This window comes from Amycolatopsis sp. NPDC058278 (assembly GCF_042881395.1).
Lineage (GTDB): Bacteria > Actinomycetota > Actinomycetes > Mycobacteriales > Pseudonocardiaceae > Amycolatopsis.
In genome coordinates, this window is sequence record NZ_JBHVXZ010000173.1 from 1 (window position 1) to 15,784 (window position 15,784).

Sequence of the window (15,784 nt, forward strand, 5' to 3'; positions counted from 1 at the left end):
TGGATCGGCCGGTCGCGCCGGCCTGACACGCCGAACGCGCCGCTTACACGAGAACGCGCCGCTTACGGAGCAGACGATCTTTATCGGGCGCGCTTTTATTGGGCGGAATACGGGGACCGGTGCTCCAGCGACGGGCTGGCAGCCGGGTACCGGCCGTCCTGGCCCGGCACCGGGGTGACCGTCGTGCCCTGCTGCTCCGCCTCCACCCGCGGCCGGGGGCCGCGCTGGACGACCGCCTCCACCTCCTGCTCACCGCGGATGCGGGCCAGGACGCCGAGGGTGATCGCATGGGCCAGCGCGAGGATCAGCAGCAGCACCCCGATCCGCCCGACCACGCCGGGCAGGTCGCTTTCGCCCATGTCGATGGTCGAGATCAGCGCCAGCACCCCCAGCGTCGCGAGGTGGAACAGCACCGTGACCAGGCGGGTCATCGAAGCGCCCGCGGCTGGGTCGCCGTAGGAGTTCTCCAGGTACCGGCGGCCGCTGCGGTAGATGATCTGCCCGTCTATCAGGACCAGCGCAACGCCGATCGCGAGGAACGACAGGTACGCGTTCGTGGTCATGCCGGACGCTCCTTCCTGGGGGACCTTGCCGGGGGAATACCCGGCAGGTCGCGCAGGGAAACGCTCCCGTCACGCGGTGAACGCGCTCACCCGGTGAAGGTGTCCGGGTCCGGCCCGGTGCGGCGGCCTTCGTCCAGCCGGCCGATCTCCGCCATGTCCTCGTCGTCGAGCTCGAAGCCGAACACGTCGATGTTCTCGCGCATCCGGCCGGGCGAGGCCGACTTCGGGAAGACGACGTTCCCGAGCTGGACGTGCCAGCGCAGCACGATCTGCGCGGCCGTCCGCCCGTGCTTTTCCGCCAGGCCGGTGAGCACCGGGTCGCCGAGCACGCCGGCCTGCGCCAGCGGGCTCCACGCCTCGGTGGCGATGCCGTGCGCCCGGTGGTACTCGCGCAGCTCCGCCTGCTGCAGCGCCGGGTGCAGCTCGATCTGGTTGACCGCGGGCACCAGGGACGTCTCCTCGGCGAGGCGGTCGAGGTGGGCGGGCTGGAAGTTGGACACGCCGACCGCGCGGGCCTTGCCCGCCCGGAGGATGTCTTCGAAGCCCTGCCACGTCCGGACGAACGTGTCCTTGGCCGGCAACGGCCAGTTGATCAGGTAGAGGTCGACGTAGTCGAAGCCGAGCCGGCGCAGGCTGCCTTCGAGCGCGGTGATCGCGTTGTCGTGCCCGTGCGCGTCGTTCGCCAGCTTCGTCGTGACGAACACGTCCTCCCGCGCCACGCCGGACTCCGCGATCCCGGCGGCGACACCGGCCTCGTTGCGGTACGCCTGTGCGGTGTCGACGTGGCGGTACCCCGTCTCCAGGGCCGTCCGCACGGCCTGGGCGGTTTCCTCCGGCGGGATCCGGAAAACACCGAACCCGAGCTGCGGGATCCGCACGCCACGCCCTTGTCCAGTGTTGTTCAATTCCAAGGTGGGAACGCCGGCAGTGGTGGTCGTCATGAATCCGGCCTACCCGGCGGTCCCCGGACGCGAAACGCGGCGGGGCGGATGATCCCGCCCCGCCGCGACAACTCACCCCGAACGGGTGACCCGCGGGTTTACCGCCCCGGGCGGTCCACGTCACCGCGCCAGCTGCCGGTCTCCCGGCCGCGCTGCTCGATGAACTCCTTGAACCGCTTGAGATCGCCCTTCACACGGCGGTCGAGCACGCCGAGCTTGTCCGCGACGGTCTCGGCGAAGCCCTCCGGGTCGATGTCCATCTGCGCGGTCACCCGGGTGTGCGAGTCGTCCAGCCGGTGGAAGGTGATGACGCCGGCGTGGTCCGGACCGGAGTCCGACGTCCAGGCGACCCGCTCGTCGGGGTGCTGCTCGGTGATCGTCGCGTCGAATTCGCGCGTCACGCCACCGAACCGCGTCACCCAGTGGGTGTGGGTGGCGTCCACCTGGCGGATCTCTTCGACGCCCTCCATGAACTGCGGGAATTCCTCGAACTGCGTCCACTGGTTGTACGCGGTCGAAACGGGGACTTCCACGTCCACGATTTCGGTGATCGTGCTCATGCACTCCTCCTCGTCGATGGTCGGTACTCGTCATTGAGGGCACAAATCGGCTACCCGGTGCACCGGCGGTCAAACGCGACGCGGTTGACATCGGCCCGGGCCGGGTACACGGCGGCCAGGCAAGGAGGTGTTCGGTGATCGAAGAGGTGAACAAGAAACCGGCTTCCGACCGCTCGGTCGGCGAACTGGTGACGGACCTGACCGGCGAGGTCAAACGGCTCGTCCGCGACGAAATGCGGCTCGCGGTCTTCGAACTGCAGCGCAAGGGCAAGAAGATGGGCCTCGGCGCCGGGTTGTTCGGTGCCGCGGGGCTGTTCGCGTTCCTCGGGGCCGCCACGCTGGTCGCGGCGGCCGTGCTGGCGCTCGCGCTGGTCCTGCCCGGCTGGCTGGCGGCGGTGATCGTCGCGGTCGCGCTGTTCGTCGTGGCCGGGATCGCGGCCCTGGTCGGCAAGAAGGAAGTGACGCAAGGGGTGCCGCCGGTGCCCGAAGAAGCGATCAGCGGCGTCCGCGAAGACGTGGACACCGTGAAGCAGGGAGTGCGGACATGAGCGGGGACTTCCCGAAGAACGCCGAGGAAGCACGCCTCGACCGGGACGCCACGCGGGAGGAGCTCACCGAGACCCTCGAAGCGCTCGGGCAGAAGCTCGACGTGAAGGCGAGGGTCAAGGAGAACGTCGACGAAAAGCTCGACCAGGCGACCGCGAAGGTCGCCGACGTGACGAACGAGCCGACCGCGGTCAAGTTCCGCCAGGGCGCCGACGCCGTCCGCGCCAACCCGCTGCCGGTCTTCGCCGGCGTGCTGGGCCTGCTGATCCTGATCCGCCTGATCCTGCGCCGGAGGAACTCGTGAACAAAGCGCTCTACAAGCCGCTGAGCTGGGTGGTGGGTGCCCTGGGCGGCATCCTCGCCGGCCAGGTGTTCAAGCAGGTCTGGAGCCGCGTGGCCGGGGAGGACGACGCCCCCGACGCCACCGACCGCGACTACACCTGGCGTCAGGTGGTCATCGCGGCGGCGGTGCAGGGGGCGATCTTCGGTGCCGTCAAGGCCGCCACCGAACGTGCGGGCGCCGTCGGTTACCGCAAGGCGACCGGCGACTGGCCGGGCGACGACTGACCACCGCGACGACCGGCCACCGTGCCGGCCGACCACAGAGTGGACGGCGGGAGGCGTGTCCGCCGGGCGGTCACGCCTCCCGGCCGGGCTCGAGGGCCAGGCCGGCGAGCGCGGAACCGACGCGGGGGTGGATCTTCAGCACCAGGTCGGCGCCGGTGGCTTCGATCGAACGGGTGACCGCGTGGCCGCCGAGCACGACGGCGAGTTCGGTGCGGGCGTGCGCCTGCAGCAGCGAGCGGACCCCGGCGCAGCTCAGGAAGGCGACCCGGGTCAGGTCGACGACCAGGCGCTCACCGGTGGCGAGGGCTTCGTCGAGGGTGCCGACCGTGGCGGCGTCGATGTCGCCGACCACGGTGAGGACGGTGACCCCGCCCGGCCGCTCGGTGGTGGTGACGGTCAGGCTGGAGGGTTCGTAGATCGTGCGGAAACAGTCGTACATGGCGCTCCCTCGGGTTCAGCGTTGCAGGGGCGCTGACCGGAGCACGTGTCTGAACAACAGCCAACACCCCTGACCGTACGCCACTGCGCGATGAGGTCAACCCCGCGGGTTTCCCGGCTCCGACCTCGGGTAATCCGTTCGGGACGGAGATCCGGCCCGGAAGGAGATCCATGCGTGTCGTGATCGTCGGCGGCGGTTTCGCCGGTTACCACGCGGCGAAGAGCCTACGGAAGGAAGCCGGCGAAGACGTCGAAGTCGTCGTGCTGAACCCGACGGATTACTTCCTCTACCTGCCGTTGCTGCCGGAAGTGGCGGCCGGGATCCTCGACCCGCGGCGAGTAGCGGTTTCGATCCCCGACACGCTGTGCGGAGTCCGCCTGGTCCTCGGTGTGGCCACCGGCGTCGACTTCGACGCCCGCCACGTCACCTACACCGATCCCGAGGACAACGAACACCGGATCGGGTACGACCGGCTGGTGCTGGCCGCGGGCAGCGTCAACAAGCTGTTGCCGATCCCGGGCGTCCCGGAGTACGCGCACGGGTTCCGCGGCGTGCCGGAGGCGTTGTACCTGCGCGACCACATCACCCGGCAGATCGAACTGGCCGCCGCGGCCGACGACCCGGCCGAACGCGAAGCGCGCTGCACGTTCGTGGTGGTCGGGGCCGGCTACACCGGCACCGAGGTCGCCGCGCAGGGTCCCGCGTTCACCGCGGCGCTCGCCGCGCGCCACCCCGAGCTGGCCGGGCAGCAGATCCGCTGGCTGCTGCTCGACGTCGCCGAGCGGGTGCTGCCCGAGCTCGCCGGGCGGCTCGGCCGGACCGCCGACCGGGTGCTGCGCTCGCGCGGGGTCGAGGTGCTGATGAAGACGTCGGTCGACCACGCCGACGCCAAAGGGGTCACGCTGACCAACGGCGACGCCGTGCCGACCCGCACCCTCGTGTGGTGCGTCGGCGTGCGGCCGGACCCGCTGGTGGCCGGCCTCGGGCTCGAGACCGCGAAGGGCCGGCTGGTGGTCACCGAGCAGCTGAACGTGCCGGGCCGCGAGGACGTCTTCGCCTGCGGCGACGCGGCCGCGGTGCCCGACCTCACCCGCCCCGGCCAGTACACCGCGATGACCGCGCAGCACGCCGAGCGGCAGGGGAAGCTCGCCGGGCGCAATGTGGCGGCGTCGCTCGGGTACGGCCGCCGCGGCACCTACCGGCACCACGACCTCGGCTTCGTCGTCGACCTCGGGGCCGGCGCCGCCGCGGCGAACCCGTTGCACATCCCGTTGTCCGGGCGCCCCGCGAAGGCCGTGACGCGCGGCTACCACCTCATGGCGATGCCGGGCAACCGCGTGCGCACGGCCGCCGACTGGGTCCTGGAGGCGCTGACCGGCCGCCAGACCGTCCAATTGGGACTCGTCCGCTCCGGCGCCGTGCCGCTCGACATGGACAGCCCGGAACTCCCCCGTCGCTGAAACCCCTTGCGGTGAAAGGAAAGCTCATGCCCGCCGAACCCGAACCCGTCCGCTCCGAAGGCCCCGCCGTGGTGGTCGCCGGGGACCCGTCGGGCGCCAAGGTGATCGTCCTCGACCCGGCAGGCGCCGCGAAGCACGACGAACTGCCGGCGACCTGGCGGCCGCTGGCGGAGAAGCGAGCCGTCTTCTGGTGCCGGGTACCCGCCGGCGGCGCGCTGACCGAAGCCGACGACCTCCTCGGCGACGCCGGCCCGGGCGATCCCGAGATCGCCGTGGTGGCCGGCGGCCCGTTCGCGGCGGAAGCGCTGCAGCTCGTCGAACGGCACCCGGGCGCGGCGACCCACCTGCTGCTGGTCGACCCGGCCTCGGACGCGTTCCTCGCCTCCGACGACGCCGCCCAGGCCAACGAAGCCTGGCTCGCCGAACACGACGACGTCGTCGCCAAGCTGCGCGAGGCGGGCACGGAGGTGCGGGTGATCGCGTCGAGCACCGAGAGCCCGGAAGACCGCGTGCCGCCGCCGCTGCCGCTCGGCCACCCGGGCGTGGTCACGGCGGTGCGCTCGGCCCTCAGCCTGGACTAGCCTCTCCGGGCGGCGGCGAGGTCAGGCCACGCTCACGTCGAGGACTGGCGCTGCCCAGTGGCCAGGTCCACGAAGGCCCGCACCACCGGGGACGCCGAGCCGGACCGCCACGCCAGGCCCACGTCGATCCTCGGTGGCGGGTCGTCCAGCCGGCGCAGCACCACGCCGCGGCGGCGCAGCGCCCGCGCCCGGTGTTCCGGGACCGCCGCGAGGCCCGCGCCTTCGGCGACCGCGCGCATCAGCTGCTCGTCCTCCGGTTCTTCACGGACGATCGGTGGCAGCCCGCCGGGCCAGACCTGGCCGCTGATCGCGTCGTACTGGCCGGGGCCGTTCTCCCGCGGCCAGAACACCACCGGCTCGGTGGCGATCGCGGCCCGCCGCACCCGGCCGCGGCGGTGGGCAAGGGGATGCGCCGACGGCAGCGCGAGCAGGACCTCCTCCGAGCCGACCACCGCGACCTCGATGCCCGGGGCGGTGACCGGCGGCCGCACGAAGCCGACGTCGATTTCGCCCGCCGCCAGCCGAGCCAGGTTCAAGCTGGTCCAGCCCGTTTCCAAGGCGAGTTCGACGTCCGGGTACCGCTCGCGATAAGCCGCGACCAGATCGCCGGCCGGCGGGCCGGGCGCCGAACGCGTGTAGGCGATCCGCAGCCGCCCGGCGTCGCCCCGGCCCGCCGCGGTGATCGCGCCCCGGGCGCGGTCCAGCCGGTCGAGCAGGTCGCGTGCCTCGGCGGCGGCCACGCGCCCGGCGCCGGTCAGCGCGAAGCGCGGGCCGGTGCGGTCGAGCAGCGCGACACCCAGGTCCGCCTCGAAGGCGCGGATCTGCTGGCTCAGCGACGGCTGGGAGACGAACAGCCGGGCGGCCGCCCTCGTGAAGTGCATCTCCTCGGCGAGCACCGCGAAGTAGTGCCATCGGCGAAGATCCACCCGCCCATTATAGGGCGGTCCTATGATTTCATCGGGACGAAGTCTTGGACCGGGCGGCCCGCACGCTGCTGTTCTGGGACCATGACCACGACCAGCGCGCCCCTGACCCGCACTGACCGCAAGCTGCTCGCCCTGGCCGCCGCGGCGGACCGGGGGCTCGCCGCCCCGATGGCCGGGTTCGTCGACCTCACCGCCGTCCGGGAAGCCGTCGAAGACCTGACGAAGGCGTTCGCGCCGCTGGGGCGGGTCCAGCACACGGTCGCCGCCAAGGCGTGCGGCCTGGCGCCCCTCCTGCGGTTCCTCGGCGACCTCGGGATCGACGCCGAGGTCGCGAGCCCGGGCGAGACGGCCGTCGCGGAGGCCGCGGGCCTGCGCGGCCCGCGGCTGGTGCTCGACTCCCCCGCCAAGACGACCGCCGAGCTCGCGCACGCACTGGCCGAGGGCACGGCGGTCAACGCCGACAACTTCCAGGAGCTCGCCCGGCTCGACGCACTGGTCGGCGCGACATCGCCGCGGTCGGTGCTGGGTGTGCGGATCAACCCGCAGGTCGGGGCCGGCCGGATCGGCGACACGAGCACCGCGACCGCGGCGTCGAAGTTCGGGATTCCGTTGCGGGACCACGGAAACCGGGGACTGCTGCTCGAGTCCTTCGCGCACCGGCCGTGGCTGACCCGGCTGCACGTCCACGTCGGCTCGCAGGGCTGCCCGCCGGAGCTGATGGCCGACGGCGTCGCCGCGGCGCACGAACTCGCCGAAGAGATCAACGCCGAGGCCGGGTACCGGCAGGTCACCAGTCTCGACATCGGTGGCGGCCTGCCGGTGGACTTCACTTCCGACGAGCCCGGCCCGACGTACGCCGGTTACGTCGCGACGCTGCTGGCGCGGGTCCCGGCCCTGGCCGACGGGCGCTATGCGCTCGTCACCGAGTTCGGCCGCTCCCTGCTGGCGAAGAGCGGCTTCCTCGTCAGCACGGTGGAGTACACCAAGGTCGCCGGAGGCCGGCACATCGCCGTGACGCACGCGGGCGGCCAGGTGGCGGCGCGCACGGTGCTGCAGCCGGAGCACTGGCCGCTGCGGATCGGCGCGTTCGACGCCACCGGGGTCCCGAAGACGGGATCCGAGGTGCCCCAGGACATCGCCGGTCCCCTGTGCTTCGCCGGCGACCTCCTCGCCCGCGAGCGGCCGCTGCCGCTGCTCGAACCGGGCGACCTCGTCGTCGCCCACGACACCGGCGCGTACTACTTCGGCGCGCACTACGCGTACAACACGCTGCCGCGCCCGGCCGTGTACGGGTTCACCGTGTCCGGCCACGGCGACGTCGAGTTCACGCCGCTTCGCCGCGCGCAGACCCTCGCCGAACTGGTCGCCGACGCGGGCGGCGAATTCCTCGGAACGCTCCCGGAAGCTTGATCGACCGCGTACGATCCCGGGCACGCCGAGGGGAGACTGCCATGGGGGCCGGTCGTGCGCGCGCTTTTCGGGGGTCCGGGTGGCGGAGCCCCCGGCCCGGGCCGGAGGCCCGGTTGTCACAGCCGCGGTTCGCCGCGCTGTCAGTGGGGATCGTCGTCGCCGTCCAAGCCGTCGTGCTGACGGCCTTGTCCGGGCGCTACGGCTTCCACCGCGACGAGCTGTACTTCGTCGCCGCGGGCCGCCGGCCGGACTGGGGGTACGTCGACAACCCGCCGATCACGCCGTGGCTCGCCCGGGCGTCGACGGCGTTGTTCGGCGAGACGCCCGCGGGGCTGCGGGTGATCGCGACCCTGCTCGGCATGGCGACCGTGGTGGTCGTCGCGCTGATCGCCCGCGAGTTCGGCGGCGGCCGCGGCGTCCAGCTGTTCACCGCGATCGCGACCGCGTTGTCGTCCTACGTCCTGGTCGTGTCGCACATGCTGGCGACCAACTCCGCGGACGTGCTGCTGTGGTCGGTGATCGCGCTGTGCGGCCTGCGGCTGCTGCGCACCGGCGACGGCCGGTGGTGGCTCGCCGTCGGTGCCGCCGCCGGGCTCGGCCTGGCGAACAAGTGGCTCGTCCTGCTCCTGCTGTCCGGGCTCGGCATCGGCGTCGCCATCGCCGGGCCGCGCCGGGCGCTGCGGACCTGGTGGCTCGCCGCCGGCATCGGGATCGCCGCCGTCCTGGCGGCCCCGGTGGTGCTCTGGCAGGCGTCGCACGGCTGGCCGATGCTCACCGTGGCCGGCGGGATCAGCGAGGACGACGGCGCCGAGAACCGCCTCCTGTTCGTGCCGATGCAGCTGCTCCTCCTTTCGCCGGTGCTGGTGCCGGTGTGGATCGCCGGGCTCGTGCGGCCGTGGCGTGACCCCGCTCTGCGCTGGGCGCGCCCGCTGGCCATCGCCTACCCGGTGGTCTGCGCCGAACTCCTGGTGCTCGGCGGGAAGCCGTACTACTCGGTGCCACTGCTGCTGCCGCTGGTGGCGCTGGGCGCGGAACCGGTGCTGCGGTGGCTGGGCCGGGGCGGGACCCTCCGGCGGGCGCTCACCGGCGCGGCCGCCGCGGTGTGCGTGGCCGTGTCCGTCCTCGTCGGACTCCCGGTCGTCCCGGCCTCGGCGCTGAACGGCCCGCTGCTGGCGATGAACAAGGAGCCGGGCGAGCAGGTCGGCTGGCCGGACTTCGCCGGCAGCGTCGCGGGTGCGTGGCGGCGGATCCCGGACGCCGACCGCGACACCGCGGTCATCCTCGCCGGCAACTACGGCGAGGCCGGGGCGATCGAGCGCTACGGCCCCGAATTCGGGCTGCCGCAGCCGTATTCGCCGCACATGTCGTACGCGGACTGGGGACCACCCCCGGACCGGCTGGTCGGCCCGGTGCTGCTGATCGGCCGGGTGCGGCCCGGCTCGCCTGCGTCGAGGCTGATCACCGGCTGCCGAGCGGTCGCCAAGCACCACAACGCCGAAGGTGTCGACAACGACGAAGAAGGTGTCGTGCTTTCGCTGTGCACGCTGACGCGACCCTGGTCGCAGGCGTGGCCCCAGCTGCGGCATTACTACTGAGCGGTTCGTCCGGTTCGCGCTACCCTCGGGCGCATGGTGGCGAGGCGCACGGCGGTGGCCGTGGTGGGGGCGGGCCCGGCCGGACTCACGGTGGCGAACCTCCTGCGGCGCGCGGGAATCGGCTGCGTGCTGCTGGAGGCGCGGAGCCGGGCGTTCATCGAACAGCGGCCGCGCGCCGGGTTCATCGAGGAGTGGGCGGTCCGCGGGCTCGAACGGCGGGGCCTCGGCGAGCGGCTCGTCGCGAAGGCGCCGCGGCACGAGAAGTTCGAGTTCCGGTTCGGCGGGCAGCGGCACGTCTTCCGCTACGGGGACGTCACCGGGCAGCGGCATTTCGTCTACCCGCAACAGCTTCTGGTGACCGATCTGGTCGCGCAGTACACCGGCGGCGGTGGTGAGGCGGTCTTCGAGGTCTCGGCCGTCGAGCTGCACGACCTGACGTCGGACTCCCCCGCCGTCACGTTCCGGGCCGGCGGCGGCGAGCACCGGATCGACTGCGACTTCGTCGCCGGCTGCGACGGCGCCCGCGGCGTCTGCCAGGGCTACCTGCCGGCGGAATCGACGGTAAAAGCCCACCACGACTACGGAATCGGCTGGCTGGCGCTGCTCGCGGAGGCACCACCGTCCGCCGACGGCGTGCTGTTCGGCATCCACCCGCGCGGGTTCGCCGCGCACATGGCGCGCACGCCGGCGGTGACGCGGTTCTACCTGCAGACCGCGCCCGGCGAGACCGAGGCGGACTGGCCCGACGAGCGCGTGTGGCAGGAGCTGCACGCCCGGCTGACCGTGCCCGGCGGGGAGGTCATCGAGGGCAAGCTCTTCGAGAAGCGCATCCTCGACATGCACAACTACGTCGTCGAGCCGATGTCGCACGGCCAGCTGCACCTCGCGGGCGAGGCGGCGCACCTGGTCGCGCCGATCGCGGCGAAGGGCATGAACCTCGCCCTGCACGACGCTTTCCTGCTCACCGAGGCGTTCGAGGCGTACTACGCGGGCGACCCGGCGCCGCTGGCCGGCTACTCCGCCGCGTGCCTGCCGCTGGTGTGGCAGTACCAGGAGTTTTCGCTGTGGCTGTCGGACATCTTCCACCACACCGCGGCCGCGGGCGAGAACCCGTTCGGGGCGCGCATCGCGGAAGCCCGGATGCGCCGCCTGCTCGGTTCGCCCGCGGCCGCGGCGGCGTTCGCGGAGCTCTACATCGGCAAGAACGCGGACTTCTGAGGCCCGGCTGACGCTGTCAAGAAGAACAAGACTGCACTTCCCGCGAGATTGCGGGCACGCTCTCCGGCATGCCGGAAATCGCCGCGGAGCAGGACCACGTGAACGTTCTTTACGCCCGCCTCGACGCGTTGCGCGAGGAGGCGGCCGCCGCACTCGCCCGCGGCCACGCTTCGGACGTGTGGCGGGCCGAGGTGGCGCGGCTCGCGGCGGTCGAGGACGGGCTGTGCTTCGGCCGGCTGGACCTGACCGGTGGCCGGCGTGTCCACATCGGGCGAGTCGGGCTGTTCGAGAAGGACAAGGCCCTGCTGGTGGACTGGCGCGCGCCCGCCGCCCGGCCCTTCTACACCGCGACCGCCGCCGAGCCGGGCGAAGTCCTGCGCCGGCGGCGGATCACCACCCGCGGCCGGACCGTCGTCGCCGTGGACGACGAACTGCTCGACCCGGCCGGGCCGAGCGACGGGCTGGTCGGCGACGCCGCGTTGCTTGCCGCGGTCACGGCCGAGCGCACCGGGCGCATGCGCGACATCGTCACGACACTCCAGGCCGAGCAGGACCGCATCATCCGGGACGGCCCCCGGGGCGTGCTCGTCGTGCAGGGCGGCCCGGGCACGGGCAAGACGGCCGTCGCCCTGCACCGGGTCGCGTACCTGCTGTACACCCACGAGCACCTGCGCACCCGCGGCGTGCTCGTCCTCGGCCCCAGCCGGGTGTTCCTCGACTACATCGGCCAGGTGCTGCCCGGGCTCGGCGAGAACCGGGTGGTGACGGCGACCGTGCCCGACCTCGTTCCCGGCGTCGTGGTCACCCGGGTGGACTCGGCGGCGGAAGCCGCCCGCAAGGGCCGGGCGGACATGGCAGCCCGGCTGGCCGAGGCGGTGCGGGCCACCGTCCGGGTGCCCGCGGAGCCGGTGGACGTCGAGTTCGAGCAGCAGGCCCTGCGGCTGGATCCGGCGACGCTCCGCCGGGCCGTGCGGAAGGCCAGGGAGACCGGGCTGCCGCACAACCAGGCTCGTCACGTGTTCCACCGGGAGGTCGTCGCCACGCTGACCGGGGAACTGGCCGCCCGGATGGAGGCGGTGGTGTTCACCGAGACCGGCGAGGCGCTCGACGGCGGCAGTGCGGACGGCCGCCTCGGCGAGGCCGAACTGCGGGCGCTGGCCGCCGCGGGCTTCGTGCTCGGCCCGGACGACGACGACGACAGCCCGCGTACGCTGCTGGACGAGGTGGATCGGGAAGCGTTGCGGACGGCCCTGCTCGCCGACACCGGCGTCCGGGACGTGCTCGACGGGCTGTGGCCGCCGTTGACCCCGGCGGAGGTGGTCGTGGGACCGTGGAGCGCCGCGGACATCCCGTTGCTGGACGAAGCCGCCGCGCTGGTCGGCGAGAGCGTGCCGGTGTTCGGGCACGTGGTGGTCGACGAAGCCCAGGAACTGTCCGAAATGGACTGGCGGATGCTGCTGCGCCGGTGCCCGTCCCGGTCGATGACCGTCGTCGGGGACCCGGCCCAGACCGGGAGCGCGGCGGGTGCCACGTCGTGGGAACGGGCGCCGCGGCCGCACCGGCTCGCGGAGCTGACCGTCGGCTACCGCACCCCGCGGGAAATCATGGAGGCCGCGGCGAAGCTGCTCGCCGCCCACCACCCGGCGTTGCGGGCGCCGACATCGGTGCGGGCGAGTGGAGAGCCACCGTGGCGCCGAGCCGCCGACGACCTGCCCGGTGTGCTCGCCGAACTCGTCGACGAGCACACCGGGGGGCAGCTGGCGATCATCGCGGCGGCGACCCGCGAGCTGGCGGGCGCCCTGTCGCTCCCGGTGCCGCCGGACCTCGCGGGCGAGGTGGTGCTGCTGACCCCGGCCGAAGCGAAGGGCCTCGAGTTCGACTCGGTCGTGATCGCCGACCCTGCCGCCGTCCTCGCGGCCGGCCCGCGCGGACCCAACGACCTCTACGTGGCCATGACGCGCGCCACCCAGCGGCTGGGCGTGGTCCATCCCGGGCCGGTCCCGCGGGAACTGCGTTCGCTGACCGAACGGCGATCTTCAGGGTGACACGTCGTTAGGGTGACACGTCGTTAGGGTGACACAGCGTCAGCTCCAGGCGATCTTGAACACCCAGGTGTAGCGGCCCGCCTGCCGGGCCGCGGCCGGGACGTCGATCACCAGCGAGCCGTTCTCGACCGTCCAGTGCAGGTTCCCGCGGTAGCCGAGCATGCTCACCCGGTCACCGCTGCGGATCGGCACCGGCGCGTCGACGACCACCCGGCTGCCCGGCGCGGTCAGCGAGTGCACGTAGAACGCCTCGTTCTGCTTGACCGTGAACCGCAGGTCGCCGAGCTGGGCCATCCTCGACCAGTACGTGGTCCCGTAGATCGCCTCGCCGTTGACCTTCAGCCACGCGCCCGCGTCCCGCAGGTGCTTCCGCATGACGTCCGGGATCGTGCCGTCGAAGTCCGGGCCGATGTCGAGCAGGAAGTTGCCGTTCTTCGAAACGATGTCGACGAGCGTCCGGACGACCTCCTCCGCCGTCATGTACTTGTCGTCGGGGGTGGCGCGGTTGTAGCCGTAGGAGAACGGGTCGAGGCCCCGGCTCGCCTCCCACTTCGCCACCACGGTGTTCGGGTACGTCGTGTACTCCGGCGTCGTGAAGTCGTGGTCCGGGATGCCGCCGCGGTCGTTGTAGGTGACGTCCTTGGGGCGCTTGCGGTTCTTCGCGCGGTTGAAGTACTCGGTGAGCACGGCCCGGCTGTCGTTGACACCGCCGATGTCGAACCACAGGACGTCGGGGTCGAACTCGCGGATCAGCTCCAGGACCTGCGGCGCCTGGTAGTCGCGGACGAAGTCCTTGCCTGCGGTGTAGCCGGTGTAGGGCAGCGGCGCGCCGGTGTAGGGGTTGCGCGGCGCGTGGCCCATCCACGGGTTGTCCGGGTTGAACCATTCCGGCAGCGAGAAGTACAGGCCGTTGCGCAGCTGGGGCGTGTACTTCCGGGAAGCGGTGAACAGCTCCGCGACGACGTTCCGCTTCGGCCCGAGCTTCACGGAGTTGCGGTCGCTGACCTTGGTGTCCCACAACGCGAAGCCGTCGTGGTGCTTGGACGTCAGGACGTAGTACTCCGCGCCCGCGTCCGCGATGAGGTTCAGCCAGGAGCGCGGGTCGAACTTCGCCGCGGTGAAGAGCGGGATGAAGTCGTCGTAGGTGAAGTTCTCGCCGTACTTCTGCCGGTGGTAGGCGTAGGTGGCGCCGTTCGGGTCCTGCTGGTTCTGCCAGTACCACTCCGCGTACTGCTGCCCCACCGGCGCCCACGCGGGCACGGCGTACACGCCCCAGTGGATGAAGATGCCGAACTTGCTGTCGTTGAACCAATAGGGCGCGCGGTGCGTCGAGAGCGACGCGTCGGCCGGCCGGAAGTCGGGGACGCCGAGGGTGATCGGGACCTGCTGGGTGGCGAGCGTGCCGCGGCCGGCGGTGACCCGGATCTGGCCGTTCGTCGTGGTGCCGGGCGGCACGGACGCGTTCGGGGCCAGGCCGAGCCGGACCGTCGCCTGCTCCCCCGGCGCCAGCGCGCGGACCGTCGCGGGCACGGTCGTCCGGCCGCCCGGGACGTCGACGGTGACGCTGATCCGGTCGCCCGCGCCGAGCCACACGGTTCCGGCGTTGACGATGGTCGCCTCGGCGGCCTGCGGGCCGCCGTCGGTCAGCAGGTTCGCCGTCGAGCGGCCGTCGAGGATCAGGGCCGAGCGGCCCACGGCCACCGGCTGGAGGGTGAGCGCGAAGACGTGCAGGCTGGAGACGTTCGGCGCCGGGTTCGCCGTCGTGGGCAGGGTCAGCGCGACGGCCTCGCGCGCCGGGTCGACCCAGACCTGGCCGATGGCGAGGGAAACCGGGCTGTTGTCGACGACGCCGCCGGGCGCGTAGCGGAACGGCGAGACGAGCGCCCCGGTGGCCGTGTACCAGTCGGGCCCGGACAGGGCGCCGGTGCTCGTGCTGCCGTCGGCGTAGTGCACGGTCGCCGTGCCGCCGGTGGCGCCGTAGCTGGCGGCGACCAGGAAGTACGCGACGAAGTAGCGGCCCTTCGGCAGGTCGAGCCGCTGGCCGGTGGCGGCGATGTTGTTCTTCGCCCCGGCGGCCGCGGACCCGAGCTCGAACGGGACACCGCCGGCGGTGACGGTCTGCCCGGCGGGCAGGTGCTCGGCCGGGAAGGTGTAGCCGGACCCGTCGAAGTCACCGCCGGTGGCCGACGCGCTGTCGATGCCGTCGTTCGTGAACCAGGCATCGAGGGCCACCGGGACCGGCGGCGGAGGCGGGACGATCGGGGTGTCGGCCTGGTCGGGGGCGGCGTCCACGGGAATGGCGGCGCCGGCGGGCGTGCGGCCGGCCGCGCTGAGCGCGACGGCACCACCCAAGGCGATGCCCAGAGCTTGACGGCGGGGGAAGGTCGGCACTGAGCCTCCAGGGATCGGATGATTACGGCAGGATTACGGCAGCGTTTGCCCTCAGGAGGCACATCTGCCGCTGGCGGAACTGATTCATCCGATGAATGAGCCTGCTTGCTGGCTTCTGTCATGTCAAGGGGCCAACCGGCCCGATCGTGGTGAACCGTGCTCGTGTTCGCCGCGTATCCCTAGGTAACGAGCTGCAGCCCTCGCCGTCAGAACCCAGCCGCACCGAAAGGCCAGACCGATGTCCACCGACCCGAACGCGCTGAGCCGCCGCGCGATCGCCATGCTCAAGGCGATCGCCGACGGGCGCGCCGAGCTCCGCTGCAGCTGCGAACCCGACCTCCGCGTGGACGGCCTGTCCTGCTGCGACCAGAACACCGCCCACGACCTCGCCCGTGCCGGGCTGGTCAGAGCCACCCGGCTCGTCGCGCCCGGCCAGTGGGCACCCGCCGAACTGACCGACGCGGGCCACCGCGCCCTGACCGGTTTTCCCGCCGCCGCCGCTTGAGCCTCCCGCTCGGAAAGCCGTGAAGGCCGCCTCCCGG

At 72.5% G+C, this 15,784-nt stretch carries 16 protein-coding genes; 10 read left to right on the top strand and 6 right to left on the bottom strand.

Going from position 1 to position 15,784, the window contains the following annotated elements:
• Window positions 1–95 precede the first annotated feature (95 nt).
• The 3 genes from ACFVYA_RS45780 to ACFVYA_RS45790 form a co-directional block, all read right to left on the bottom strand.
• On the bottom strand, window positions 96–563 hold the full coding sequence (locus tag ACFVYA_RS45780) for a hypothetical protein (protein ID WP_387054330.1): 468 nt from the start codon (window positions 561–563) through the stop codon (window positions 96–98).
• Between the two features lie 86 nt (window positions 564–649).
• A complete protein-coding gene (locus tag ACFVYA_RS45785; RefSeq protein ID WP_387054332.1) occupies window positions 650–1,504 on the bottom strand; it encodes an aldo/keto reductase in 855 nt (284 codons plus the stop codon).
• Between the two features lie 98 nt (window positions 1,505–1,602).
• Window positions 1,603–2,064: an SRPBCC family protein gene (locus ACFVYA_RS45790; protein WP_387054334.1), complete on the bottom strand. Its 462-nt coding sequence runs from the start codon at window positions 2,062–2,064 to the stop codon at window positions 1,603–1,605.
• A gap of 134 nt (window positions 2,065–2,198) precedes the next feature.
• On the opposite strand from ACFVYA_RS45790, the gene ACFVYA_RS45795 reads away from it, so the two are divergent.
• Genes ACFVYA_RS45795 through ACFVYA_RS45805 form a run of 3 tightly spaced genes read left to right on the top strand, consistent with a single transcriptional unit; the run spans window position 2,199 to window position 3,177 of the window.
• A complete protein-coding gene (locus ACFVYA_RS45795; RefSeq protein WP_387054336.1) occupies window positions 2,199–2,612 on the top strand; it encodes a phage holin family protein in 414 nt (137 codons plus the stop codon).
• The gene (locus ACFVYA_RS45800) at window positions 2,609–2,914 is read left to right on the top strand and encodes a DUF3618 domain-containing protein (RefSeq protein ID WP_013227044.1); all 306 of its coding nucleotides are present in this window, start codon (window positions 2,609–2,611) and stop codon (window positions 2,912–2,914) included. Before ACFVYA_RS45795 ends, ACFVYA_RS45800 begins: the two co-directional genes overlap by 4 nt.
• On the top strand, window positions 2,911–3,177 hold the full coding sequence (locus ACFVYA_RS45805; RefSeq protein WP_086853791.1) for a DUF4235 domain-containing protein: 267 nt from the start codon (window positions 2,911–2,913) through the stop codon (window positions 3,175–3,177). Before ACFVYA_RS45800 ends, ACFVYA_RS45805 begins: the two co-directional genes overlap by 4 nt.
• Window positions 3,178–3,247: 70 nt before the next feature.
• Here ACFVYA_RS45805 and ACFVYA_RS45810 read toward each other — a convergent pair whose 3' ends face one another.
• Window positions 3,248–3,616 (bottom strand): STAS domain-containing protein, encoded by a 369-nt coding sequence (locus tag ACFVYA_RS45810; protein ID WP_387054339.1) that lies wholly within the window; start codon window positions 3,614–3,616, stop codon window positions 3,248–3,250.
• A 170-nt stretch (window positions 3,617–3,786) separates the two neighbouring features.
• On the opposite strand from ACFVYA_RS45810, the gene ACFVYA_RS45815 reads away from it, so the two are divergent.
• Window positions 3,787–5,076, top strand: coding sequence for an NAD(P)/FAD-dependent oxidoreductase (locus tag ACFVYA_RS45815; RefSeq protein WP_387054341.1), 1,290 nt, complete (start codon window positions 3,787–3,789; stop codon window positions 5,074–5,076).
• Window positions 5,077–5,102: 26 nt separating this feature from the next.
• Window positions 5,103–5,657: a hypothetical protein gene (locus tag ACFVYA_RS45820; protein WP_387054343.1), complete on the top strand. Its 555-nt coding sequence runs from the start codon at window positions 5,103–5,105 to the stop codon at window positions 5,655–5,657.
• Between the two features lie 32 nt (window positions 5,658–5,689).
• On the opposite strand, the gene ACFVYA_RS45825 is transcribed toward ACFVYA_RS45820, so the two are convergent.
• Complete coding sequence (locus ACFVYA_RS45825) at window positions 5,690–6,583, bottom strand: LysR family transcriptional regulator (RefSeq protein WP_387054345.1); 894 nt, start codon at window positions 6,581–6,583, stop codon at window positions 5,690–5,692.
• Between the two features lie 81 nt (window positions 6,584–6,664).
• Between ACFVYA_RS45825 and ACFVYA_RS45830 the strand changes: the two genes are divergently transcribed.
• The 4 genes from ACFVYA_RS45830 (at window position 6,665) to ACFVYA_RS45845 (ending at window position 12,851) form a co-directional block, all read left to right on the top strand.
• Complete coding sequence (locus ACFVYA_RS45830) at window positions 6,665–7,993, top strand: diaminopimelate decarboxylase (RefSeq protein WP_387054347.1); 1,329 nt, start codon at window positions 6,665–6,667, stop codon at window positions 7,991–7,993.
• A gap of 113 nt (window positions 7,994–8,106) precedes the next feature.
• Window positions 8,107–9,588, top strand: coding sequence for an ArnT family glycosyltransferase (locus tag ACFVYA_RS45835; protein WP_387054349.1), 1,482 nt, complete (start codon window positions 8,107–8,109; stop codon window positions 9,586–9,588).
• A gap of 33 nt (window positions 9,589–9,621) precedes the next feature.
• Window positions 9,622–10,806: a 4-hydroxybenzoate 3-monooxygenase gene (locus ACFVYA_RS45840; protein ID WP_387054351.1), complete on the top strand. Its 1,185-nt coding sequence runs from the start codon at window positions 9,622–9,624 to the stop codon at window positions 10,804–10,806.
• 68 nt (window positions 10,807–10,874) lie between these two features.
• A complete protein-coding gene (locus tag ACFVYA_RS45845; RefSeq protein WP_387054353.1) occupies window positions 10,875–12,851 on the top strand; it encodes a HelD family protein in 1,977 nt (658 codons plus the stop codon).
• A gap of 39 nt (window positions 12,852–12,890) precedes the next feature.
• Here ACFVYA_RS45845 and ACFVYA_RS45850 read toward each other — a convergent pair whose 3' ends face one another.
• Window positions 12,891–15,242 carry an alpha-L-fucosidase gene (locus tag ACFVYA_RS45850; protein WP_387054355.1) on the bottom strand — a complete coding sequence of 784 codons (2,352 nt, stop codon included), beginning with the start codon at window positions 15,240–15,242 and terminating at the stop codon, window positions 12,891–12,893.
• A 238-nt stretch (window positions 15,243–15,480) separates the two neighbouring features.
• Here ACFVYA_RS45850 and ACFVYA_RS45855 point away from each other — a divergent pair, with 238 nt between their 5' ends.
• Complete coding sequence (locus ACFVYA_RS45855; RefSeq protein ID WP_013227053.1) at window positions 15,481–15,747, top strand: hypothetical protein; 267 nt, start codon at window positions 15,481–15,483, stop codon at window positions 15,745–15,747.
• Window positions 15,748–15,784 lie beyond the last annotated feature (37 nt).